17 protein-coding genes and 2 pseudogenes are annotated in these 22963 nt (G+C 63.6%); 13 read left to right on the plus strand and 6 right to left on the minus strand.

Going from position 1 to position 22963, the window contains the following annotated elements; translation table 11 throughout:
- Window positions 1-49 precede the first annotated feature (49 nt).
- Complete coding sequence (gene gliR / locus PMI20_RS07150) at window positions 50-1069, minus strand: AraC family transcriptional regulator GliR (RefSeq protein WP_007932468.1); 1020 nt, start codon at window positions 1067-1069, stop codon at window positions 50-52.
- A gap of 250 nt (window positions 1070-1319) precedes the next feature.
- On the opposite strand from gliR, the gene PMI20_RS07155 reads away from it, so the two are divergent.
- The 8 genes from PMI20_RS07155 (at window position 1320) to PMI20_RS07190 (ending at window position 13321) form a co-directional block, all read left to right on the plus strand.
- A complete protein-coding gene (locus PMI20_RS07155; protein ID WP_007932470.1) occupies window positions 1320-2915 on the plus strand; it encodes an FAD-binding oxidoreductase in 1596 nt (531 codons plus the stop codon).
- 5 nt (window positions 2916-2920) lie between these two features.
- A complete protein-coding gene (locus PMI20_RS07160; RefSeq protein ID WP_007932471.1) occupies window positions 2921-4534 on the plus strand; it encodes a glycerol-3-phosphate dehydrogenase/oxidase in 1614 nt (537 codons plus the stop codon).
- On the plus strand, window positions 4531-6093 hold the full coding sequence (locus PMI20_RS07165; protein WP_007932474.1) for an FGGY-family carbohydrate kinase: 1563 nt from the start codon (window positions 4531-4533) through the stop codon (window positions 6091-6093). Before PMI20_RS07160 ends, PMI20_RS07165 begins: the two co-directional genes overlap by 4 nt.
- A 191-nt stretch (window positions 6094-6284) precedes the next feature.
- Window positions 6285-7610, plus strand: coding sequence for a phospholipase C/P1 nuclease family protein (locus PMI20_RS07170; RefSeq protein WP_007932486.1), 1326 nt, complete (start codon window positions 6285-6287; stop codon window positions 7608-7610).
- A gap of 53 nt (window positions 7611-7663) precedes the next feature.
- Window positions 7664-9649, plus strand: coding sequence for a DUF1302 domain-containing protein (locus tag PMI20_RS07175; RefSeq protein WP_007932488.1), 1986 nt, complete (start codon window positions 7664-7666; stop codon window positions 9647-9649).
- 44 nt (window positions 9650-9693) lie between these two features.
- Complete coding sequence (locus PMI20_RS07180; RefSeq protein ID WP_007932490.1) at window positions 9694-11064, plus strand: DUF1329 domain-containing protein; 1371 nt, start codon at window positions 9694-9696, stop codon at window positions 11062-11064.
- 145 nt (window positions 11065-11209) lie between these two features.
- Window positions 11210-11767, plus strand: coding sequence for a hypothetical protein (locus PMI20_RS07185; RefSeq protein WP_007932492.1), 558 nt, complete (start codon window positions 11210-11212; stop codon window positions 11765-11767).
- A gap of 1170 nt (window positions 11768-12937) precedes the next feature.
- Window positions 12938-13321 carry a hypothetical protein gene (locus tag PMI20_RS07190; RefSeq protein WP_007931007.1) on the plus strand — a complete coding sequence of 128 codons (384 nt, stop codon included), beginning with the start codon at window positions 12938-12940 and terminating at the stop codon, window positions 13319-13321.
- A 242-nt stretch (window positions 13322-13563) separates the two neighbouring features.
- Here the strand turns inward: PMI20_RS07190 and PMI20_RS30910 are convergent, their stop codons facing one another.
- Window positions 13564-14427 carry a methyl-accepting chemotaxis protein gene (locus PMI20_RS30910; RefSeq protein WP_370686826.1) on the minus strand — a complete coding sequence of 288 codons (864 nt, stop codon included), beginning with the start codon at window positions 14425-14427 and terminating at the stop codon, window positions 13564-13566.
- Window positions 14428-14469: 42 nt separating this feature from the next.
- Window positions 14470-15615: pseudogene (locus PMI20_RS30915) on the minus strand (methyl-accepting chemotaxis protein); the annotation flags it as partial.
- 250 nt (window positions 15616-15865) lie between these two features.
- Between PMI20_RS30915 and pmrG the strand changes: the two are divergent.
- From pmrG to PMI20_RS07210, 3 genes are all read left to right on the plus strand, one after another.
- Window positions 15866-16522, plus strand: coding sequence for a lipopolysaccharide core heptose(II)-phosphate phosphatase PmrG (gene pmrG / locus PMI20_RS07200; protein ID WP_007920780.1), 657 nt, complete (start codon window positions 15866-15868; stop codon window positions 16520-16522).
- Window positions 16523-16547: 25 nt separating this feature from the next.
- A complete protein-coding gene (locus tag PMI20_RS07205; protein ID WP_007920782.1) occupies window positions 16548-17405 on the plus strand; it encodes a phosphatase PAP2 family protein in 858 nt (285 codons plus the stop codon).
- A gap of 163 nt (window positions 17406-17568) precedes the next feature.
- Complete coding sequence (locus PMI20_RS07210) at window positions 17569-17904, plus strand: hypothetical protein (RefSeq protein WP_007920784.1); 336 nt, start codon at window positions 17569-17571, stop codon at window positions 17902-17904.
- Window positions 17905-17993: 89 nt separating this feature from the next.
- On the opposite strand, the gene PMI20_RS07215 is transcribed toward PMI20_RS07210, so the two are convergent.
- On the minus strand, window positions 17994-19448 hold the full coding sequence (locus PMI20_RS07215; RefSeq protein WP_007920793.1) for an ArnT family glycosyltransferase: 1455 nt from the start codon (window positions 19446-19448) through the stop codon (window positions 17994-17996).
- Window positions 19449-19718: 270 nt separating this feature from the next.
- Between PMI20_RS07215 and PMI20_RS07220 the strand changes: the two genes are divergently transcribed.
- Window positions 19719-20063, plus strand: a complete 345-nt coding sequence (locus tag PMI20_RS07220) for a hypothetical protein (RefSeq protein ID WP_007920795.1) — start codon at window positions 19719-19721, stop codon at window positions 20061-20063.
- A gap of 6 nt (window positions 20064-20069) precedes the next feature.
- Here the strand turns inward: PMI20_RS07220 and PMI20_RS07225 are convergent.
- A pseudogene (locus PMI20_RS07225) lies at window positions 20070-20162 on the minus strand (30S ribosomal protein S5 alanine N-acetyltransferase); the annotation flags it as partial.
- Window positions 20163-20421: 259 nt separating this feature from the next.
- Here PMI20_RS07225 and PMI20_RS07230 point away from each other — a divergent pair.
- On the plus strand, window positions 20422-22182 hold the full coding sequence (locus tag PMI20_RS07230) for a putative phage tail protein (protein WP_007920799.1): 1761 nt from the start codon (window positions 20422-20424) through the stop codon (window positions 22180-22182).
- 56 nt (window positions 22183-22238) lie between these two features.
- Here PMI20_RS07230 and PMI20_RS07235 read toward each other — a convergent pair whose 3' ends face one another.
- Window positions 22239-22793: a GNAT family N-acetyltransferase gene (locus PMI20_RS07235; RefSeq protein ID WP_007920800.1), complete on the minus strand. Its 555-nt coding sequence runs from the start codon at window positions 22791-22793 to the stop codon at window positions 22239-22241.
- Window positions 22794-22963 lie beyond the last annotated feature (170 nt).

Genomic DNA, 22963 nt, shown 5'->3' on the forward strand with positions numbered 1-22963 from the left:
CCACGCCGCCTGGATCGCCAGCAAGCTGGCTCCTACAGGGATGGCGTGGCTAGCGGGTTCGCTGGGTGTGGCGGAATTCTCCCGGGGTCATGCCGGTGCGGCTTTTGAAGGTCCGGTGAAAGGAGCGCTGTTCGGTAAAGCCCAGGTATTGGGAAATATCGTGAATCGCCAGATCGCTGTGCAGCAGGTAATGCTCGGCGAGCTCCTGGCGCAGGTCATCGAGAATCTGCTGGTAGCCGGTGCCGGCCTGTTGCAGCTGGCGCTGCAGGGTGCGCACGGAGGTGGCCAGTTGTTTCGCCACCTGCTCCTTGCGTGGCAGGCCTTCCTTGAGCAACTGGCGCAGGACGTTTTTCACCTGCTGCGGCAGCGGCGCATCGCTTAGCGAGGCCATCAGGCCCAGGGCATGTTCCTCCAGGGTACGCAGCAACTGGGCGTCGGCCTGGCGCAGGGGCAACTGCATGTATTGCGCAGGCGCGATCAGCGCCGAATAGGCTTGGTCGAACAGCACCGGGCTGCCGAAAAATGCCTCGTACTGGGCCAGCTCGGCCCCCGCCGGCAGCGAATGCTCGAACCACACGGCGATGGGGCTCAACCGGGTATCGGCGATCCACTGTGCGTACAGCAGCCACGACGCCAGCACGTTCTCCACCATGTGCCGGCGCGAGGTGGGGCGCTGGTGGCGGCAGCTCCAGGTCAAGTGTATTTGCCCGTCGACCTGCTCGGCGCGGCTGACGCCCATGTCGCCCACCAGCTTCTCGAACGGCATGATCCGGTTCATCGCGTCGCCCAGGGTCGCGCAGTTCATGGTGATGTAGCCCAGCACGTTCCACGAGTTGGGCAGCACGAACCGCGCCGAGTTGAGCCCGAACAACGGGTCTGCCGAATGCTCGCAGAAATAGTCCAGCAAACGCTCATGGGCCTCGCCGGGCAGGCGCAGGCTGTTGTCGCTCAATTGCCCGGCCTGCAAGCCCGCGGCCGCCAGCGCAGGTTCAATGGCGATACCCAGCTGCTCGGCATAGCGCAGGTACTTGAGCAGCGGTGGGACCGAGGTGTAGCCAAGGCTGTGCATGGTGGGTTTCCTGGCGCCGGGACGTGGATGGACGCGCGCGGGAACCGAGTGGGAGGCTGTTCCAGCAGGCGTCGGCGCCCTGAAAGGTAATTTGAAAGCGGGACTAAAGTAAATGCTTCGGCCCCTTGTCCCCGGCTGACCCAATTGGCTACTCGAACTGGCCTGATGCGACCGTGACACCCGTGCGCCGCGAACTAGTATGGGGGCCTTGAAAACCAATACTTACAAGCACGACACAAGGGGCACAGGCATGCGACGCTGGAACGGCTGGGGCGAACAAAGCACGGTGGTCGAATTGCCCGCCCAGGGCGCGGGGTTTCTTGCGCAGCGTATCGGCGCGGGGAGCCGACTGGCGGATGCTTCGCTGGAAACCGCGTTGGCCCGGGTGCCGCCGTCGCGCCTGATGCCCCATGCGCTGTACAGCATCGAGGCCCATGACCGGCTGCTGCATGCCCGCGGCCAGAGCCTGCCGGACTGGCTGGCCCTGCGCGAAGGCACGCTGGAGCGCTACCCGGACGGCGTGGCCTTTCCCGATAGCGCCGAGCAGGTTCGCCAGTTGATGGCCCTGGCCGAACAGCAGGACCTGTGCCTGATCCCCTACGGCGGCGGCACCTCGGTGGCCGGCCACATCAACCCACCCGTTTCGACGCGGCCGGTACTGACCGTGTCCATGGCGCGGATGAATCGCCTGCTGGAGCTGGACGAAAGCAGCCTGATCGCCACCTTCGGCCCCGGCGCCAGCGGCCCGCAGGTGGAAAGCCAGTTGCGCGCCCGCGGCTATACCCTGGGGCACTTCCCGCAGTCCTGGGAGCTGTCGACCCTGGGCGGCTGGGTCGCCAGCCGCTCCAGCGGCCAGCAGTCCCTGCGCTACGGGCGCATCGAGCAGTTGTTCGCCGGCGGCACCCTGGAAACCTTCGCCGGCCCCTTGCAGATTCCCGCATTCCCGGCGTCGGCCGCGGGGCCGGACCTGCGCGAGGTGGTGCTGGGCTGCGAGGGGCGCTTCGGGATCATTTCCTCGGTCAAGGTGCGGGTCAGCGCGCTGGTCGAGGACGAGCGCTTCTATGGCGTGTTCCTGCCGGACTGGCCCAAGGCGCTGCAGGCCATCCGCCAACTGGCCCAGGCCCGGGTGCCGCTGTCCATGCTGCGGCTGTCGAACGCGGTGGAAACCGAGACCCAGCTGGCCCTGGCCGGCCATCCGCGGCAGATCGCCTGGCTGGAGAAATACCTGAAGCTGCGCGGGGCGGGGCAGGGCAAGTGCCTGCTGACCTTCGGCGTGACCGGCAACCGCCAGCAGAACGCCCTGTCCCTGCGCCAGGCCAGGCAGCACCTGAAAGCCTTCGGCGGGGTGTTCACCGGCACCTTGCTGGGCAACAAGTGGGCGCATAACCGCTTTCGTTTTCCCTACCTGCGCGAGAGCCTCTGGCATGCCGGCTATGTGGTCGACACCCTGGAGACCGCCACCGACTGGAGCAATGTCGACAACCTGTTGCAGCGCATCGAGGCCAGCCTGCGCGATTGCCTGGCGGCCGAAGGCGAACAGGTCCATGTCTTCACCCACCTGTCGCATGTCTACGGCGAAGGCTCGAGCATCTACACCAGCTACGTGTTCCGTCCGGCCGCGGATTATCCGGCCACCCTGGCCCGCTGGAAGGCGCTCAAGCATGCGGCCAGCCAGACCATCGTCGAGCACGGCGGCACCATCAGCCACCAGCACGGCGTGGGCAAGGACCACGCACCCTACCTGCCGCACGAAAAAGGCGAACTGGCGATCGCCGCCCTGCGCAGCCTCAGCCGGCACTTCGACCCTGCCGGGCGTCTCAACCCCGGCACCCTGCTGGAGGAGTAAGGCCCATGAGCTCGGATTGGAATGCCCAATGGCGCCAGGCACAGCTGCCGACCCTGGCGGGCCAGAGCTGGGACCTGATCGTGATTGGCGGCGGCATCAGCGGGGCCGGGATCCTGCGTGAGGCGGCGCGGCGCGGCTGGCGCTGCCTGCTGCTGGAACAGCGCGATTTTGCCTGGGGCACTTCCAGCCGCTCCTCGAAAATGGTCCATGGCGGCCTGCGTTACATCGCCAAGGGCCAATGGCGCCTGACCCGCGATTCGGTGCGCGAACGCCAGCGCCTGCTCGACGAAGCGCCCGGGCTGGTGGAGCCCATGAGCTTTCTGATGCCGCACTATCGCGGTGTGTTTCCCGGGCCGCGGGTGTTCGGTGGCCTGCTGGCGGTGTACGACGCCCTGGCCGGGCGGCGCAACCATCGTTTCCACGACGTCGAGCAGATGCGTTACCTGGCGCCCGGCATCAAGGCCGAAGGCTTGCTGGGCGGCTCGTGTTTTCTCGATGCCCTGACCGACGATGCCCGGCTGGTGATGCGGGTGCTGGCCGAGGCGCGAGCCGATGGCGCCCAGGCGTTCAATGGCCTGCGCGTGCAGCAGGTGCTGCGCGAACGGGGGCGAGTGTGCGGGGTGTCGGTCGAGGACGTGGAAAGCGGCCAGGCGCTGACCCTGCGTTGCGCGGTGCTGGCGGTGGCGAGCGGGGCCTGGGCCGGGCGTTTCGCGCCGCCTGGCGAGAACCGCCACTTGCGACCCTTGCGCGGCAGCCACCTGTTGCTGCCCGGCTGGCGCCTGCCGGTGGCCCAGGCATTCAGCTTCCTGCATGACAGCGATCGGCGCCCGGTGTTCGTGTTTCCCTGGGAAGGCGCCACCGTGGTCGGCACCACCGACCTCGATCACCGCGAAGACCTCGACCAGAGCGCGCGCATCAGTGCCGAGGAGCTGGCCTATCTGCTGGCGGCCTGCGAGCAGCAATTTCCCGAGGCGCGCATCGGCGCCGCCGATGTGCTGTCGACCTGGTCCGGGGTGCGCCCGGTGGTGGGCAGCGCCGCCGCGGCGGGCAAGCCTTCCAGTGAAACCCGCGAGCATGCGCTGTGGTGCGAGCCGGGCTGCGTGACCCTGGCCGGCGGCAAGCTGACCACCTTTCGTACCCAGGCCCTCGAGGTGTTGCAGGCCTGTGCGGCGATGCTCGGGCGGACCCTGGACGATGCCGACGCGGCGGTGTTCGCGGCCGTGCCGGCGGTGGAGGTCGCGGGCCTGAGCAGTGGCCAGCTGCGCCGCCTGGCCGGGCGCCATGGGCGCGACCTGCCGCGACTGGCGCAATGGCTGGCGCAGCTGGGATGCGGCTGCGTCGGCAGCAGCGACACCTTGTGGGCCGAGCTGGCGTTTGCCGCCCAAAGCGAGATGGTCCTGCACCTGGACGACCTGCTGCTGCGCCGCACCCGCCTGGGCCTGTTGCTGGCCAACGGCGCGGCGGCCGAACTGCCGGCGATCCGCGCCCTGTGCCAGCCCCTGCTCGGTTGGGACGACGCGCGCTGGGAACAGGAACAACAGCGTTATCACGACCTGTGGCTGCGTTATCACAGCCTGCCCGAGGTTGCCTATAGAAGCCTACCCAAGAGCCATCCATGAACAACGACAAGCCCTATCTGCTGGCGATCGACAATGGCACCCAGAGCGTGCGGGCCCTGTTGTTCGACCTGCAAGGCAACCTGCTGGGCAAGGGCAAGGTCGAGTTGCAGGCCTACTATTCCAGCCAACCCGGCTGGGCCGAGCAGGACCCCGATTACTACTGGCGCAAACTCGGCGAGGCCTGCCAGCAGTTGTGGCAGCAGACCGGCATCGATCGCCGGCAGATCCGCGGCGTGTCGCTGACGACCCAGCGCGGCACCCTGATCAACGTCGATGCCGACGGCAAGCCCTTGCGTCCGGCGATCCTCTGGCTCGACCAGCGCCAGACCGAAGTCGAGGGCGACATCAAGGGCCCCTGGAGCTGGCTGTTCAAGCTGATCGGGGCCCAGGCCACGGTGGACTACTTTCGCGCCCAGGCCGAGGTCAACTGGATCGCCCGGCACCAGCCCGACGTCTGGGCGGCCACCGACAAGCTGTTGCTGCTGTCGGGCTTTCTCACCCATCGGCTGACCGGGAACTTTGTCGACTCGGTCGGCTGTTGCGTGGCCTTTTTGCCCTTCGACTACAAGCGCCTGCGCTGGGCCGCGCCCCGTGACTGGAAATGGCAGGCCCTGGCGGTGCGCCCCGAGCAACTGCCGAGCCTGCGCAAACCGGGCGAGGTCCTGGGGCATATCAGCGCCGCGGCCAGCCAGTTGACCGGGATTCCCGAAGGTCTGCCGCTGATTGCCGCGGGGGCCGACAAGGCCTGTGAAGTGCTGGGGTCGGGGGTGCAGGACAGCAGCACTGCCTGCCTGTCCTACGGCACCACGGCGACCATCACCACCACCCGGTCCCGCTACCGGGAAATCATCCCGCTGATCCCGCCTTACCCCTCGGCGATGCCCGACCATTACAACTGCGAAGTGATGATCTATCGCGGCTACTGGATGGTCAGCTGGTTCAAGCAGGAGTTCGGCCTGCGGGAAATGCAGCAGGCCCGCGAGCAGGGGCTGGAGCCGGAGGTGTTGTTCGATGCGTTGGTCAACGCGGTGCCGCCCGGCTCCATGGGGCTGATGCTGCAACCTTACTGGTCGCCCGGAATCCGCGAGCCGGGCGTCGAGGCCAAGGGCGCGATGATCGGCTTTGGCGACGTGCACACCCGGGCGCATATCTACCGGGCGATTCTCGAGGGCCTGGCCTACGCCCTGCGCCAGGGCAAGGAACGCATCGAGCAGCGCACCCGCACCCCGATTACTTGCTTGCGGGTGGCCGGCGGCGGTTCCCAGAGCGACGCGGCCATGCAATTGACGGCGGACATTTTCGGCCTGCCCGCCGAGCGTCCGCATGTGTACGAAGCCTCCGGGCTCGGCGCGGCGATTGCCTGTGCGGTCGGGCTGGGCCTGTACCCGGATTTTCCCACGGCCATCGCCGGTATGACCCGCGTCGCCGAGGTCTTCCAGCCGCAACCCCAGGCGCAGCAGCTCTATCAACGGCTGTACCGTGAGGTGTACGTGCGCATGTACCGCCAGCTCAGCCCGCTGTACCGCAGCATTCGCGAGATCACCGGTTACCCGGCCTGAACCCGGCCGCATGCCAGCGGTTGTCGCGCCCGGGTTTTGCCGGCGCGCGGCGTTGGCGGCTGCGTGGGTTCGCGGGCAACGGCGTGGCGCTATCGGAGAGTTTTTTTGGCCAGATTGGACAGTGTCAGGCCCGGGGTCGGTTGTTAGGCTCGATCCCCACTGCCGATTGATCCAATAAGAGCGAAAAGCCGATGAAGTTGTCTGTAGCGCTGTGGTGGGGGCTGGCGTGGGGAACCTGCGCGATGGCGCCCGATGCCCAGGCCTGGTCCAACCACACCGTGGGCAGCTACCTGGCCTTGCAGGCGTTGCCGCAGTTGCGTGACGCGCCCGAAGTCGAGGTCGAAGCCCTGGAGCCGTTCCTCGTGCAGGAGCATGCGGGGCTGGTGGTCCTGCTCGAGCGGCAGGAGCAGTTTGCCCGTGAACACTTCGCGCACTATCCGCCGCGCCCGGACGGGCTGAAGCTGGGCGAGCAGCCGGGGGACAATCCGCGCCAGGCATTCCTCCAGGCGCTGCGGCTCAACCCGAAGATCCACCTGGCGCTGGCGATCCAGCCGATGGTCGGGCAAGACCAGCCCCGGCGCCAGCACCTGGCGGCGGACCAGGTGATGGTCGAGCAGACCCTTTCGCCCTGGAACATCCAGCGCTTCATTGCCCTGGGTCCCGCCGAGCGCGTCGCGCCGCTGGCGGTGCTGGCCAGTGCCGCCGACGAGCCGGACTACGGCCACGACATCAACCTGTTCAGCGACAACCCCGGCGATGTCGGCGCGCGCTATGGCTTCGGCCAGCAGCCCTTCGGCGATGCGCGGTTCCAGTACAGCTCCCAGGCGCCGTTCCACATGGGGTTTTTCCACGAAAACCCGGTGGTGTATGCCGCCGCGCCGTTCCTGCAACGCAACTGGCCGCACTGGCGGGCCTATCAGTTTCTCGACCTGGCGCGCTTCGCCTTCGCCAAGGGGCATCCCTATTGGGGTTACCGCTTTCTCGGCTGGGGCCTGCATTACATCCAGGACCTGACCCAGCCCTATCACGCCACGGCGCTGCCGGGCTTCGACCTGGCCGACATGCTGCTGATGGAGAGCAAGGCCCTGGCCGGCTACGACGCGGACAAGAAGGCCGCGATCGAACGCGCGGCCACCCGCCACACGGAAGTGGAGAAATACCAGTTCAACTGGCTGCACGGCCTGCTGCTGGCCGGGCAGCCGCACCCGATGCTGGCGGCCTATGCCGACACCGAGCGGGACGCGAGCTACCCGCCCTATTCGGTGGACTACCCGCGCGAGGTGATCAGCGCCGAATCCAGCGCCCAGGCCGTGGCCTTCGACGAGGCCATCGGCCAGTGGCTGCAGACCCCGGCGGCCAACCAGAGCTTCAGCGCCGGCAACGCGCTGGCCCGGGAACCTCATGAGCATGCGGCGCTGAACGGGCAACTGTTGCAACTGATCCGGAACCTGGGCGCCCACAGCCGCAATTTTGTGCGCGCCGGGATCGAGGCAGATGCCGGGCCAGGCACCGAGTAGTGCAGCGCAAGCGGACAGAAAAATAACAAGAGTCAGTCAGGGGGATGCAAGCGATGGCGATCAGCGTGTGGAGTCGGCACCCGGGAGCACCGGGCAAATGGTACGCGGCACCCAGCTATGCCGGGGTCGGGCTGCTGGGCGTGTTGCAATGGTGCGCGGTCGATGCGGTGCAGGCCATGGAGTTCAGCGTGCTGGACAACCAGGTCACCGGCTCGTTCGACAGCACCTTGTCCTACGGCCGCCTGTGGCGGGTCCAGGGGCGGGACAAGAGCAACGATGACGTCAACACCAACGACGGCAATCGCAATTTCGACACCGGGCTGGCTTCGGAGGTCTACAAGATCACTTCGGAGCTGGAGGCCAACTACCAGAACTACGGCATGTTCGTGCGCGGCACGGCGTTCTATGACACCCAGATCATGGACAAGCGCAACGACTACTACAAAAACAACCAGCCCTCGCAGCCGAGCCAGAGCAACCCCCGGGACGATCACTTCAGCAGCCAGACCCGCGACATCGCCGGCAGCCGCGTGGAGATGCTCGATGCCTATGTCTACGGCAACTGGGATGTGGCGCAGATGCCGCTGTCGGTGCGGCTCGGGCGCCAGGTGTTCAACTGGGGCGAGGGGATTTTCTATCGCGGCGGGGTCAACACCACCAACCCGGTGGACGCCGCCAAGTACCGTCTGCCTGGCGCCGAGGTCAAGGAAGTGCTGATGCCGGTGGAGGCCATCAGTTTCAACATCGGCCTGAGCGACAACCTGACCCTGGAAAGCTTCTACCAGTGGAACTGGAAGGAGACGCGCATCGACCCGGTCGGCACCTTCTATTCGCAGACCGATCTGTTCGCCGACGGCGGCCGCACGGCCTACAACAACTTCAGCGGCACCGCGCTGGACACCCCGGTGCCGGGCTTCGGCAACGTCATCGGGCTGTATGAGTCCCTGGGCAACAACCCGGTGCTGGGCAACGTGCTGCGCAGCACCGGCCTGTACGCCAACGGCATCACCCCGGCATTCGGCAACACCCTCAAGGTGGCCTCGGTGGGCAAGGACATCAACGCGCGCAACGACGGCCAATACGGCTTCGCCTTTCGCTACATGGCCGAGTCGCTCAACAGCACCGAGTTCGGCCTGTATCTGGTCAACTATCACGCCAAGGAGCCCACCATTGCCGCCGACCTGGGCGGGTACCAAGGTGTCGACATGGATGCCCTGGCCAATCTGCTGCGCCCGGTGGCCGGCAGCCAGGCCGAGGCGCTGGCCAACGGCCTGGCCACGGCCGACGTGATGGGCAATATCCAGGCTCACCGCCGGTACGCCGAAGACATCCGCATGTATGGCTTCAGTTTCAACACCACCCTGGGGCCGGCGTCGGTGTTCGGCGAACTGGCTTACCGGCCGAACCTGCCGATCGGCATCGCGGCCACCAACGACCTGGTCGGCGACCTGGCCAATGGCGCGGCGGCCGCGGCGGCCGGCCGGACCGTGAATGTCGGCGGGCAAATGGTCCGGCTCGACAGCGAGATCAATAACGCCGAACGGATCGAAGCCTTCAACGCCTCCCTGGGCAGCATCTACAACTTCGGCCCAAGCCTGTCGTTCGACTCGTTGTTCGGGGTGTTCGAACTGGCCTCCGAACACCTGCGCGGCAGCAGCCTGAAATACACGGCCCATGACGGCAGCACCCGCTATTACGCCGGCACCGGCAACTTTTCCTACGTCTCCGGGGGCGAGCGCGACGATCAGGTCAACCGCAACGCCTACAGCTACACGCTGATGTTCAACGGCACCTGGAACGACGTGTACGCCGGGGTCAACGTGTCGCCCTACGTGGTCTACAAGGACGACTTCGAGGGCAACTCCTACCAGGCCGGCAACTTCATCGAGGGACGCAAGGCCTACACCCTGGGGGTCAAGGCCAACTACCAGAACAAGCTGGAAGCCGAGTTGCAGTACACCGAGTTTTTCGGCGGTGGCCAGAACAACGGCGTGCGTGACCGCGACAACATCGGTTTCAACCTCAAGTACTTCCTGTGAGCCATCAGCCTGCGGCACCTGTCGAGCCGCTTCGGAGAGCATCCATGTTGCACAAGCACCGATTGATCCACGCCGGCCTGGCGCTGGCCCTGGGCATGGCCGCCGCCAGCGCCCTGGCGGCGAACGGCGATGAGGCGCAAACACTCAAGGGCAGCCTGACACCGCTGGGCGCCGAGCGTGCCGGCAACGCGGCCGGCACCATTCCAGCCTGGGACGGCGGCATCACCCAGGCGCCCCAGGGCTATCAATCCGGCAAGCACCATGTCGACCCGTTCGCCGGCGACACGCCGTTGTTCACCATCACCAAGGCCAACCTGGAGCAGTACAAGGCCAACCTCACCGCCGGTGAAATCGCCCTGTTCAACAACTACCCGGACACCTTCCAGATGCCGGTGTACAAGAGCCGCCGCTCCGGCTCGGCGCCGCAATGGGTGTATGACAACACCTACAGGAACGCCACCAGCGCCAAGCTGCTCGACGGTGGCAACGGCTTTGCCGATGCCTACGGCGGGGTGCCGTTCCCGATCCCGAAAAGCGGGGTCGAGGCGTTGTGGAACCACATCACACGCTACCGCGGCACCTATGTGGTACGCCGCGCTTCCGAGGCGCCGGTGCAGCGCAATGGCAGCTTCGCGCTGGTGACCTCGCAGCAGGAAGGGCTGTTCAACTACTACCGCAAGGACGGGCAATTCGCCGGTTTGAAGAACGTCCTGTTCTATTACCTGGCCTTCGTGAAAAGCCCGGCGCGCCTGGCCGGTGGCGCCGCCCTGGTGCATGAGACCCTGGACCAGATCAAGGAGGCCCGCCAGGCCTGGATCTACGACGCCGGCCAGCGCCGGGTGCGGCGCGCGCCGAACCTGGCGTACGACACGCCGATCGCGGCGTCCGACGGGTTGCGCACGGCCGACGACACCGACATGTTCAACGGCTCGCCCGACCGCTACGACTGGAAGCTGCTGGGCAAGCGGGAAATCTACATTCCGTACAACAACTACAAGGTGTCCAGCCCGGCGGTGAAGTACGCCGATTTGCTCAAGGCCGGGCATCTCAACCCGCAGTACAGCCGTTATGAGTTGCATCGGGTATGGGTGGTGGAAGGCACCTTGAAGCCCAATGCCCGGCACATCTATTCCAAGCGAGTGCTGTTTCTCGACGAGGACAGCTGGGGCGCGGCGGTGGTGGACCAATACGATGGCCGCGGGGATCTGTGGCGGGTGTCGATGGCCTATCTGAAGAACTTCTACGACCTGCCGACGACCTGGAGCGCGCTGGACGTGTTCCATGATCTGCAGGCGCGTCGTTACTACGTGCAGAACCTGGATAACGAGGAAGCGCAGACCGTGGACTTTGCCCAGCCGGTGCCGGAAGACGCTTACTTCATGCCGTCGGCGTTGCGCTTGCGCGGGACCCGGTAAGGGGCGGCTTCGTCTTGCCTCGGGCTGGCTGGCGCGGCGGCGCAGGGTTCAAGACGCTGCCGCGGGTGCCGATACGCAAGAGGCAGGCACGCTTGGGGGAGCGCGAAAGCTCCCCCTGACCCTTTCAGGAACGGAGTCCAAAAAAATGAACACAGCCATTGCATGGCCGGAGGTTTTTCTCGGGGCGTTTGATGCGATCAGCGAGCGCATGGCGCAGGTGCTGGAGCTGAGCGATTGCCGGGAGCACTGGATTCAGGCCGAGCTCAGCCTGTATGCCTGGCAGCAGGGTTATCCGGATATCTGGACCAGCGGTAAGGCCGGAGGACGTACGAAAGTCGACCTGTACACGGAAGATCTCGACATGGCGGCCGAGGTGAAATGCCTGGGGGATGTGTCATTTCCCAAGTGCCTGATGGGCAAGGGGATGGCCGAGACCCGGTCCGTGCTGCGAGAGGATGGCGATGGGCGACTCTGGTTTCCGCAGGTTGACCGGGGTGAGTCTGTGGTCTGGTCGGTGTTTGCGGATCTGCATCGGTTGCGACGGATGGAGGGGGGTCGGAATAAGTTTCTGGTTCTGGTGATTGCCAAGGATTATGTGGCGGAGACGCAGATGGGGGAGACGCTGCGGCGGCTTCGTTTGTCGCAAGAGGAGTGGTCGTTGGAGTTGAAGAATGCCACGGTGCGGATTTGGCGGATCGAGTAGCGTAGGCGTCTGTAGGAGCGGTCGGTCGACGTTTGATTGGCCGCGATGGCGGTGGTGGTTTCGCTGCTTGTTTTAGACGGGGTACATATCCGTTTCTGCGGTAACGGCTGCTGGCGGTTTCGCCCTTACGGCGACTCACTTTTTTCAGACGCCAAAAAAGTAAGCAAAAACGCTTGCCCCTGCGTACGGCCTTCGCTGCGCTCAGGTTCCCTCGCTCCGGCGTCCATCAGGGGGCATCGACTCCGGTCGGCTTCGCTTCGACCTCCATACGATGTCCTCGACTGCGTCGAGGGGCGCTGCGCGCCATCCCCCTGATGAACACCTCCACTCGGCCTCCCGATGGGGCGGGTAGATCAAGATCAAAAGCCAAAGCCAAAGCTGCGCCATGCGCGACCTACCGGTCGGCGCTAACCCTTGTAGCCGCTGCCGAGCCCGCGAGGCTGCGATCGGCCGCGCAGCGGACGCAGGGTCTTGAGACCGCTGGAGGACCTTCGGTCCTATCGCAGCCTGCGGCAGCGGCTACAGGGGTTGTGAGCGTTAGTTCGTGTATGGAGCTGTCTGAGAGTGAGGTTCTTCCCGATAGGGCGGCTGGATCAAGATCAAAAGCTGCGCCATGCGCGACCTACCGGTCGGCGCTAACCCTGTAGCCGCTGCCGAGCTTGCGAGGCTGCGATCGACCCCGAAGGGGGCGCAGGGATTTTGAAACCGCTGGAGGACCTTCGGTCCTATCGCAGCCTGCGGCAGCGGCTACAGAGATCGCGGCTATATCGGCGCTTTTTGTAGGAGCGAGCTTGCTCGCGATCAGGTCCTGCGGATGACGTGTTTTGTCGTGTAGGACGCTGTCTGAAAGTGAGGCTCTTCGCTTTATCTTGTAAGGCTTTTCCGAGAAACTCCGGGGCGCTTGCGTCTGGGAAGGGCGCTGTCTAGCCTCGGGTTTGTCACCGGTTTTTCGGTGATCGGGTTTAGCAGCTCGAGGAAAATCCAGACGTACAAGCTCCCTATCTAACTCGTTGGCATTTCTTGTTGACTTGTTTGTTATGGCAGCTGTGCGCGGGGCACCCTTGGGTGCGCTGGGTCTCTGGAGTCCTGGTCTGCTAACCCGCGTATAGCTGCCACCCTATTTTCGTTTAGCAGCGACGGGTGATGGCTCCACTACTCCGGAGTTACGCCATGAAAAAGCTCGTCCCCGATCCACCCGTTTCCCTTCCGTGCTCACGTAGAAATCCTGAGCATGATCGTGCCAACGAAAGCATTCTTCAGGCGCTGTGCCGGCATCGTGGTGATGGTTCGCCGATGGATGCGCTCAAGCCAACCGTGGGCACTGTCGTTGGCCAGGATTCGTTGTTTTGTGTACGTGAAGGCATCAGCGCCGAGGAGGCGTTGCTTCACGTTTCGATCCTGCTCAAGGCGGCCGAAGAGGTGTCCGATGAGATCACCGAGCGGGCCAGCGGTGTGGAGCGTGGCCTGATCTGGTCGCTGATCCATAACGTGGAGATGGCACGGGGTGTGGTGGATGTGCTGCTCGACGGCGGCCGCCGGCCCACGCAAGCCTGAACCCGAACCCCGAACCTTGGAATCTGGAACCTGGAACCTGGAACCCGAACCCGAACCCTGTAGCCGCTGCCGAGCCCGCGAGGCTGCGATCGGCCTGGGCGGCATTCCGACGAAGCGGACGCAAAGGTCCTGAGACCGCCGAAGGCCTTCGGCCTTATCGCAGCCTGCGGCAGCGGCTACAGGGATTGGGGAGGGTGGGCGGCCTATCGCGAGCGAGGTTGCTCGCGATAGGGCCTTGAGGGTCAGACGCGGAAGTGGCTGACCATCATTTGCAGCTGGTTGCCCAGGCGCGCCAGTTCGACGCTGGAGGCGGCGGTTTCATCGCTGGCGGCGGCGGTCTGTTCCGAGACGTCGCGCACGTTGATGATGCTGCGGCTGATTTCCTCGGCCACGGCGCTCTGCTGTTCGGCGGCGGCGGCGATCTGCTGGTTCATCGACTGGATGTTCGACACCGTGCGGGTGATGTTCTCCAGGGAGACGCCGGCCTTGCGGGTCAGGTCGACGCTGCTGTCGGTCAGGCTGCGGCTGTTGTTCATCACGTTGGCCACTTGCTGGGTGCCGTTCTGCAGGCCGGCCACCAGGCCTTCGATTTCCTCGGTGGATTTCTGCGTGCGTTGCGCCAGGGCGCGGACTTCGTCGGCGACCACGGCGAAACCGCGACCGGCTTCACCGGCGCGGGCGGCTTCGATGGCGGCGTTCAGCGCCAGCAGGTTGGTCTGTTCGGCCACGGCCTTGATCACGTCCATGACGCTGCCGATCTTCTGGCTTTCCTGTTGCAGCACGCTCATGGCGTCGGTGGAACGCACCACTTCGCTGGCCAGGCGTTCGATCTGGGCGATGGCTTCGGCCACCACCTTGTCGCCTTCGCGGGCTTCGCCGTCGGCGGCGGCCGCGGCTTGCGAGGCTTCTTCGGCGTTGCGCGCGACTTCCTGCACGGTGGCGGTCATCTCGTGCATGGCGGTGGCCACCTGGTCGGTCTCGACCTTCTGGCTGTTGACCCCGGCGCTGGTTTCCTCGGTCACCGCCGACAGTTCCTCGGCGGCGCTGGCGATCTGGGTCACGCCGTCGCGGATGCCACCGATCAGTTCGCGCAGGGTCACGCCCATGCGGCCGATGCCTTGTTGCAGCACGCCGAGTTCGTCGCGGCGGGTGACGCGCACGTCCTGGGTCAGGTCGCCGGACGCGATGCGCTCGACCACGGTCATGGTTTCACGCAGTGGACGGGTGATCTGGCGGGTGATGATCACCGCGGCCAGGATGCCCACCAGCAGCGCCAGCAGGGTGCTGATCAGTTGCAGGCTGCGGGCCTGGACGCTTTCTTCGTCGCGGCGGTCGAGCTGGAACTGGTACAGCTCTTCGCTCTGGCTGACGATCAGGGCGCCCTGTTCGGTCATTTCCTTGCGCGCCTGGCCGGCTTCGCTGACCGCGGCCTTGAAGGTCAGCAGGGAGGTGCGGTAGTCATCCAGCGCGGTTTTCAACTGGCGCAGGGCATCGCCCTGGGTGCTGCTGAAATGGCTGTCCAGGCCACCCAGCGCGGCAATCGCCGCGTTGATCTGGGCGGCGGCATTGCGTTCGGCTTCCGCGGTGCTGTTGTAGATGTATTCACGGACTTCGAAGCGCGCCAGCAGGAACTCCTCACGGGCCTTGGTGATGGCCTGGAACTGTTCGAAGCGCTGGTCGCTCAGGGGCATTTGCTGAACGCGCGTGGTGATGCTGTTGATCAGGTTGCGCGCCGTTTCCGAGTTGCCGTTCATCACCGCGCGGGCAGCATTGGCGTTGCGGTAGGCGTTGCGCATCTTGTTCAGGGACGCCTGGTAGGCGCTGATGGTGGTGCCCTGTTCCTTGAGCAGCTTGATGTTGGCCGGGTTCTTGAAGCTGTTCTGCAGCTTCTGTTGCTGGGCCGAGAAGTCGTCCAGGGAGGCCTGCACATTCTGCGCGGCGGTTTCGTCGCCGTTGGTCAGCATGTATTGCAGGCGGGTCACGCGCAGCTTGGTCAGCCCGGCGTTCAGTTGGGTGATGTCGCTCATCCAGTTGCTGCGGTCGATCAGACCGCCCAGGCTGGTCCAGCCCGTGATGGCGAGGATGGTAGTCAGGGCCAGGACCAGGCCGAAGCCCAGGCCTAACTTGAGGTTGACGCTGATGTTGCCGAACCAGCTATTCATGCAATTCCTCCAGGAACGTTGTGCTGCTTGATCATGTATCGCTGGAAGATTGTTGTTATTGGTGGCCAGCAAGGATTTGTTCGCAGGTGTGTATCGGCGGCAAGGGCAATAGCTGAAACGATTTCGTCGCATTAGTTTTTTGCACCATTTTGGGGCTTTCCAAGGGCCTGATTTCGCTCCAGAAACCGCCTGGCCGATTGAGCTTTTTTTCACATCCGTTTCACTGGGCGGCCACGCCTCGCTGCCTAAAGTCCGACCCTCGATCGGGTGCCACGCACTCGATTTGTCATGAGCGGCGGTTAGCGTCTGCTGCGCTGCTCAACTCAATGTCTGGTGGTCATATAGGGGCGGCTCGCACGTGGCGTCAGGACTCAGTCTTCCGGTGGCAAAGCCCGCGCTCGTCGCGAGCCGTTTTGCCCGTTATCGCAATAGCCTGGTGATCGCTCTGGTGGCCTTGCTGGTGCTGCCGCTGGTGTTCTTTCTGCTCAAGCCCGCGGCGGTGCCGGACCTGGCCCACGGCAACCTGGCCGGCGCCAGGGCCTTGAGCGCCGGCTGGGCCAAGGGCCAGATGATTGTGCTGATTCGTCACGTCGAGCGTTGCGACCATTCCAGGGCCGCCTGCCTGAACGTGCCCGACGGCATCACCGACCGTGCCCGTGACGTGGCGGTGGGGGTCGGCGCGCAGTTCGAGCACCTGGGGCTGGACAAGGCCGACATTTACCACAGCCCGCTGACCCGCGCGGTACAGACCTCGGGTTATATGTTCAGCAAGGCCGGCAGTGGCGAAGACTGGCTGTTCGACTGCAAACGCAGCATGTTGCGCGATGCCCTGGCGCACAAGGTGGCCGGGCGCAACCTGGTGCTGGTGACCCACAGCGAATGCATGGCCGCGCTGGAGAAGGCGCTGAAGCTGCCGTCTTCGACCCTGGGCTACGGCGCCTCGTTGTTCGTCTCCACCGATACCCTCGACGGGCGTCCGCACATGCTCGGCTTCATCGAAGCCAGCGACTGGCGTTCCGTCGCCTTCAACCGCCCCTGACCGTCCCTTGTCCGAGACTCTGACTATGCCGGCGTTTTCCCGTCCCCGCTTTACGGCCTGGAGCTTTTATAAATGGAACCTCGGCCTGCCGCTGCTGTGCGCGGCGCTGGTGTTCCTGATGTTCGACATGACCCGGATCGACATCGCCTTCAGCGACCTGTTCTTCGATCCGCTGAGCCAGACCTTCCCGCTGGATCACTCCCATCTGTTCGAGAAGATCACCCACAAGTGGGCGCGGATCATCCCCAACTGGACCGGAGAGCTGGCGCTGATCGGGCTGCTGCTGTCGTTTGTCTGGCCGCTGTTCAAGAGCGCAAGGTTTGGCCGCGGCAAGGCCTTGCTGGAGAAGCTCCGCGTGGCGCCGGTGTTGCGTTTTACCGCGCGCCATCGCCGGGACCTGCTGTTCGTGGTGGTGGCCTTCGCCCTCTGCACCGGGGCGATTCACTACCTCAAGGGCCACACCAGCGTGTACTGCCCGGTGGAAACCACCCAGTACGCCGGCAAGATCGAGCACAAGGAGTGGTATGAGAACTTCGAGCTGTTGAAGACCGCCGGTGACGGCCGCTGCTGGCCGGGCGGCCATGCCTCGGGCGGTTTCACCATGCTGGCGCTGTACTTCGTGGCCCGGCGTTATCGCTGGCGCCACGCCAAGGCGCTGCTGTACGGCTCGTTGCTGCTGGGTTTCGTCTATGGCACCACCCGGGTGCTGCAGGGCTGGCATTACATGTCCCATACCTTCTGGGCGGGAATCGTGGTGTGGCTTACCTGCCTGCTGACGGCGCTGCTGTTTTATGGCCGCGCGCGCCTGGAGCAGCCGGTGCTGGCGCACAGCGAGCCGGGGGCCGGGCAGTCCGCGGCGCCGATCGCGGCGGCGGACCGATAACGGTGCTTCAGTAGCTGACTGAATCGTCAGTGCCAGGCGCCTGGCGGGAGAGGGCCCCCGGCGCAATTTTTGGCGCTTGCCGATGTTTTTTGGGTGACCAGAACTGTTAGGGTGCGCGCCCCGGAGAAAAGAGTTCCCGGGTTCCTGGTTTATGGAGTCATGCATGAAACACTTGAGCAAAATCGTCGCCTCTGCGCTGGTTGTCCTGGCCCTGGCTGGCTGCACCGGCACCGCGATGAAAACTCAGCAACTGGATAGTAGCCAGTACACCGTGGTCGGTCACAGCGAAGCAACGGCTACCGGCATCATGCTGTTCGGGGTCATCCCGATCCGGCAGAACAACCGCTTCGTTCGCGCCCAGACCGCGGCCATCCAGGCCAAGGGCGGTGACGCAATGATCAACACCCAGATCCAGGAAAACTGGTTCTGGGCCTGGGTATTGAGCGGTTACACCACCAAGGTCTCCGGCGATGTGGTCAAGCTGAAAACCGTTCAGTGAGCCATGCTGGCGCCGGTGCGAAAGCCTGGCGACGAGATAAAAAAAGGCACCCATGAGGGTGCCTTTTTTATGGGCGCTCACTGTGCCGGTCAGTGGCCGACAAAGTAGTAGGCCTGGCGACTGACCGTGACCTTCTTCAGTACCTTGAGCGGTGGCTTGGGGTCTTCCTGCAGGGCCATGACCGCCACGTTGTTCGGCGAGGTGCCGAGAAATTCATTCAGCTGGGCCTCGGTCTGCACGTCCTTGAGCAGGCTCTGGGTGTAGAACACGCTGGCGCCGGCCGCGCGTTCGTTGGCCTGATACAGCGCCACCTGTTTCCCGGCGGCCTGTAGCGTCTGGATCTCGCTGATCAGCGGCACAAAGGACAGCTGGCGATCGGCGCGTGGCGCGGCCCACTGCGCGGCCACCAGGTAACTGCACACCACCAGCGTCAGCACGCCTATGGCCAGGCCGCGGCGCCGACGCCCCACGACGCTCCAGAACCCATCGCCCGCGGCGCGCTGGCGCAGGCGTTCGTACAGCACTGCCGCGTATTCGGCCGCCAGCACCGCCGCGGCCGGGGTCAGCGACATCAGGTACACGGTGCGCTTGCTCGACGCCAGGCACAGCAGGGTGAACTGGGCCACGAGCCACAGGCTGAAAAACAGCAGGTAGCGGTTTTTCACCAGGCTTTTGCGAAAGTGCCACAGGCCCAGGTAGACCAGGATGTTCCACGGCAGGAAGGCTTGCGGCAGCTTGGCCAGGTAGTAATAGAAGGGCTCGTAGTGCCCGGCCTCGACAAAGGAGCCATCGAAGCGCCCGACGCTGTTGGTCCACAGCACTTCGCCCAGGGCTTGCAGGCCCCCGCGCTGGTACAGGAAATACAGCCAGATCAGCAGCGGCACCAGGCCGAGCAGGGTCAGCAGGGCGGGTTTGAGCCAGTGGCCGAGGGCGAAGCGCTTTTCGATCAGGCTGTCGGCCAGCAGCCAGGCGAAGATCACCACGCCCGGCATCGCTAGGCCCAGCACGCCCTTGCTCAGAGTGGCGATGGCGATGCCGAGGGCGAACAGCAGCCAGCCCAGGGTGGCCGGCTGGCGTTCGGCCTGGCGCCGTTGCGTCTGGAAAAACGCCAGCAGCGCCAGGGTCACGCCGAGGCTGAGCAGGGCGTCTTCACCGACCCCGCGCACATTGCCCCAGTAACTGGCCATGGTCGCCAGCATAGCGCCGGCCACCCAGGCCACCGCTGGCGGGCGGCCGAAGCGGCGCAGCATGGCGTACAGCAGCATCACGCTGAACAGCCCGGCGAAGGCCGAGGCCAGGCGCACCGCCCACGGCGTGCCACCGAATACGCGGATGGCGCTGGCATCGAGCCACAGGCTCAGCGGCGGTTTTTCCAGGAAGGGCTGGCCGAACAGGCGCGGCGTCACCCAGTCATCGTCCAGGTGCATCTGCATGGCGATCCCGGCGACCCGGGCTTCGGTGGAGCCCTGCAACTGGTGGTTGCCCAGGGCGAAGAAGAACAGCAGGGCGGCAAGCAGAAGCAACAGCGGTGCGGGTCGCGACATGAGGGGACTGCCGAAGAGGTTGCGCCGGGGAGGATCAGGCGCTCCGAGTATACGGAGGTGATTCTTAACAAATCGTGAACGAGGGAGGATTGGGTAACAGCAGGCTCCTGCCTGTTTTCCTTGTTGAACGGGGTGCACCGCATGGGGTTGAACGACCGCAAGCAGGTTGTGGCAATCGTCACTACGCTGGGAGGTGCGCCCTGCGGGTGATTGATCTTTGAAAACGCCCTGGGCGTCTTTCTTTCCTGCGGCTCAACAGGTGCCTTGAACATGCGCAAACTATGGCGAAAGTATCTGGATCTGCTGGACGGTGACCTGAACACGCGGGTCTTCGACAACGTCAAGAACCTGCTGGTCTGCGCCTTGCTGTTCGCCGCCGGGACCAATGCGCTGCACAGCGACCACCACCTGTTCCTGGGTCTGTTCGGCTCCGGCCTGACCGGCTGGGGGCTGATCGGGGTGTCGGCGCTGCTGATGCTGCTCAATGTCAGCGACGGCCTGCGCCGGCTGGCCAGGCTGCCCTATCACCGGCTGCTGCAGGTCGCGCTGTTCCTGGTGTACCTGGTATTGGCGGTGCGGGTGGTGGAGATCGTCTGGAACTTCCGGGCCGAGTAGCGCCAGTCACACCAGGGCGTCGTTGACCCGTGCGGTGAGCACATGATCCTGCCAGCGCCCGGCGATTTGCAGGTAGGCCCTGGCATAACCTTCGCGCTCGAGTTCAGACACCTCAGTAATGTGGGGCTGGTTATTCAATTGAGTCTTGGCATTCAAGACGTGACTTTATGTATTTAACTTTTTGATAAATAAAGGATTTATTTTGTTTTTTATCACCGAATTGTGATGCCGATCTTTTTGTATCGATTGTGGGGTTGCTTATTTTTAATGGATACGATTACTGTATATAAGCACAGTATTTATGCTTGGTTTTGCCCTTCGCAAACAAGCAGAATCTCATTAAGAAGGAGCAAAGGACATGCTGCAAAACATTAACGATGTGGGTGGTACGAGCTGGGTTGTCGACAATATTTCAGCCCTGAAAGCACTTCCCGCAGCGGGGAGTGAAGTGGTGTTTGTATTGGGGTACTACACCGCAGGGGATGGTGGCGGAGGTACCTATCGCCAGGACCCGAACGACACCACTACGCCGGACAACAAAGGCAGTGTGATCATTGGTGATGACCTCACGCTTCGCTGGAAGCTCTGCCAGACCACGCCCTATACCCTGAAGCAGTTTGGCTGCAAGGGTGACGCCGTCACGGACGATACTGCTGGATATCTGGCTTGTTTCAGCACTGGGCTGCCGGTGCATATTCCGGCTGGGCGATACAAGGTGGCGCCTATCGGGTCGACCACTTCCTATCCAGGAGGCAACGAGCCGAACCGGACGTCCGGTCTGACACTGAGCAGTGGTCAGAACATAACGGGAGAAGGTGAGAGCTCGGAACTGATCTGGGGTAGCACGACCAAGCAGGCGTTTTCGAGGGTGGTCAACGCCAGGAATATTGTGATCTCAGGCGTCAAATTCACGGGGGGGTATTCCGCGGTCATTGTCGATCCGGTTGCTGATGGATCGGTTGATAATGTCGGGCTGCAAAACTGCATTCTGGACGGCCAGTTGATCGGTTTTCTCGGTGGTCGACAATATGCCCTGGATCCTGAAGGGTCCAAGTACTGCTCCAATATCTGGATGGAGAACTGCGATCTTCGGAGTATCACCGTTCACGGTATGGTCGCTACCAACTGTTATCGACCCAGGGCCACGAGCAACAACTTTGAGTCCTGTGCTGGTGGCTTCTGCATAGACTTCTCTCAGGGTTCTCGTGGAGGAGTCATCAACAACAATACCGGTAGTAATGTCCTGCACTTCTGCAAGGTTGAATCGTCGAACATAAACCTGAATGGGGGACCGTTGGTTACGGACTCCAGCATCGTTGCGAGTAGTGACTGTCTGATTTACGGGAATAACGTAACAGGGATACAGCAACTGGGAATTTTCTTCAACAGCCATACTGAAAGGCTCATAGCGACCTCCAATAATCTGCAAGGCTCCTTTACCGTTGCGATAAGCATCGGTTCGGTAACTGGTTTTGCACACGACGGTCAGATCATCATTTCGAAAAACATCTTGAAGATGTTTTCCACAAATGCCATCGGCATCAGGTCCCAGCTCAATACGCCAAAACAGCCACCCTTGATTGAGGGTAACAGTCTCACAGGTGGATCCATTGGCATCGACTGGCAAACCTCACGTGGCAGATTTATTGGCAATAACATTACCTCTATCAATACCGGGGTTCAGATAGGCGCGGCCGTTACAAATATCGATCTGCTCAATAACGATATAACTGCCACTTCTGCTGTAGTGGGTGTCGGCACTGCTTCGTGGAAGGGATTGAGAGCCAGGGGCAATACGTTGAATGTCACGGAGTGGTCATTCTACTTTGGAACGATCGCAGGTCTTGGTTTCTCTGAGTTCTTCGACAATAGCGTGAACAACCCAACTGCAAGAGCCAATGGTTCATTGTTGGTCAACAATCCAAGTTCCACACGTTTCGCCATGAACTCATTCAATATTCCGTCTGCATCGGGGGCGTCCATCGCTACGGTTGGTAGTGCGAAGCAATGCTCTTTGCTAGGGAACATTGCTACGGTCGGTTTCAGTGTGGCAGGTGCGGACCCTACTACTGTTGCGCAGACAGTGAACAACATCACGGATGCCAGCTACGTGGCCTGATATTGGCGGTGCGGGTGGTGGAAATCGTCTGGAACTTCCGGGCCGAGTAGCGCCAGTCACACCAGGGCGTCGTTGACCCGCGCGGTGAGCACATGATCCTGCCAGCGCCCGGCGATTTGCAGGTAGGCCCTGACATAACCTTCGCGCTCGAACCCCAGGCGTTCCAGCAATGCAGCACTGCGCTGGTTGTCGGGGATGTAGTTGGCCATGATCCGGTGCAGCTTTAACTCGTCGAACATATGGCCGATGGCGGTCTGCAGCGCCTCGTGCATCAATCCCCGGCCCTGATGGGCCGCGGCAAGGGAATAACCCAGGTAACAGGCCTGGAACGCCCCGCGCATGATCCCGGTGAAATTGCACGTGCCGATCATCTGGCCGCTGGCCTTTTCCAGCAGGGCGAAATGCACGGCATTGCCAAAACCATAGGCGACCGCCTGCTGTTCCAGGCGCAGGCGTACCTGTTCGGGGTTGTAGTAGTGGGCAGGTCGTAACGGCGACCAGGGCGCCAGGTGCTGCTGGTTGTCCAGGTGGTAGGCGCTTTCGAGTTCGGCCTGGGCCGGGGCCAGCACCACCAGGTCGAGGCGGGCGCTGTGGAGTTCAAGGAGGGCCATGGATGCATCTCGAATAAGGAGGACAAAGGCTTGCCGGGGTGTCATCGCGACAACACACACACAAACTCTACAAAAAACGCGTGTCGACCACCCCGGAAATACCCTATACAGAGAGCGGCCCGCAATCGCCCATGGCGTTCGCGGGCGCCCGTACCACCCACCACGCAGGA

It is taken from the genome of Pseudomonas sp. GM17 (assembly GCF_000282175.2).
Lineage (GTDB): Bacteria > Pseudomonadota > Gammaproteobacteria > Pseudomonadales > Pseudomonadaceae > Aquipseudomonas > Aquipseudomonas chlororaphis.

Excerpts from the sequence above, each read along its gene's own strand:
- gliR (WP_007932468.1), bottom strand. The coding sequence starts at position 1,069 with ATGCACAGCCTTGGCTACACCTCGGTCCCACCGCTGCTCAAGTACCTG.
- PMI20_RS07155 (WP_007932470.1), top strand. The coding sequence starts at position 1,320 with ATGCGACGCTGGAACGGCTGGGGCGAACAAAGCACGGTGGTCGAATTG.
- PMI20_RS07160 (WP_007932471.1), top strand. The coding sequence starts at position 2,921 with ATGAGCTCGGATTGGAATGCCCAATGGCGCCAGGCACAGCTGCCGACC.
- PMI20_RS07165 (WP_007932474.1), top strand. The coding sequence starts at position 4,531 with ATGAACAACGACAAGCCCTATCTGCTGGCGATCGACAATGGCACCCAG.
- PMI20_RS07170 (WP_007932486.1), top strand. The coding sequence starts at position 6,285 with ATGAAGTTGTCTGTAGCGCTGTGGTGGGGGCTGGCGTGGGGAACCTGC.
- PMI20_RS07175 (WP_007932488.1), top strand. The coding sequence starts at position 7,664 with ATGGCGATCAGCGTGTGGAGTCGGCACCCGGGAGCACCGGGCAAATGG.
- PMI20_RS07180 (WP_007932490.1), top strand. The coding sequence starts at position 9,694 with ATGTTGCACAAGCACCGATTGATCCACGCCGGCCTGGCGCTGGCCCTG.
- PMI20_RS07185 (WP_007932492.1), top strand. The coding sequence starts at position 11,210 with ATGAACACAGCCATTGCATGGCCGGAGGTTTTTCTCGGGGCGTTTGAT.
- PMI20_RS07190 (WP_007931007.1), top strand. The coding sequence starts at position 12,938 with ATGAAAAAGCTCGTCCCCGATCCACCCGTTTCCCTTCCGTGCTCACGT.
- PMI20_RS30910 (WP_370686826.1), bottom strand. The coding sequence starts at position 14,427 with ATGGGCGTGACCCTGCGCGAACTGATCGGTGGCATCCGCGACGGCGTG.
- PMI20_RS07205 (WP_007920782.1), top strand. The coding sequence starts at position 16,548 with ATGCCGGCGTTTTCCCGTCCCCGCTTTACGGCCTGGAGCTTTTATAAA.
- PMI20_RS07210 (WP_007920784.1), top strand. The coding sequence starts at position 17,569 with ATGAAACACTTGAGCAAAATCGTCGCCTCTGCGCTGGTTGTCCTGGCC.
- PMI20_RS07215 (WP_007920793.1), bottom strand. The coding sequence starts at position 19,448 with ATGTCGCGACCCGCACCGCTGTTGCTTCTGCTTGCCGCCCTGCTGTTC.
- PMI20_RS07220 (WP_007920795.1), top strand. The coding sequence starts at position 19,719 with ATGCGCAAACTATGGCGAAAGTATCTGGATCTGCTGGACGGTGACCTG.
- PMI20_RS07230 (WP_007920799.1), top strand. The coding sequence starts at position 20,422 with ATGCTGCAAAACATTAACGATGTGGGTGGTACGAGCTGGGTTGTCGAC.
- PMI20_RS07235 (WP_007920800.1), bottom strand. The coding sequence starts at position 22,793 with ATGGCCCTCCTTGAACTCCACAGCGCCCGCCTCGACCTGGTGGTGCTG.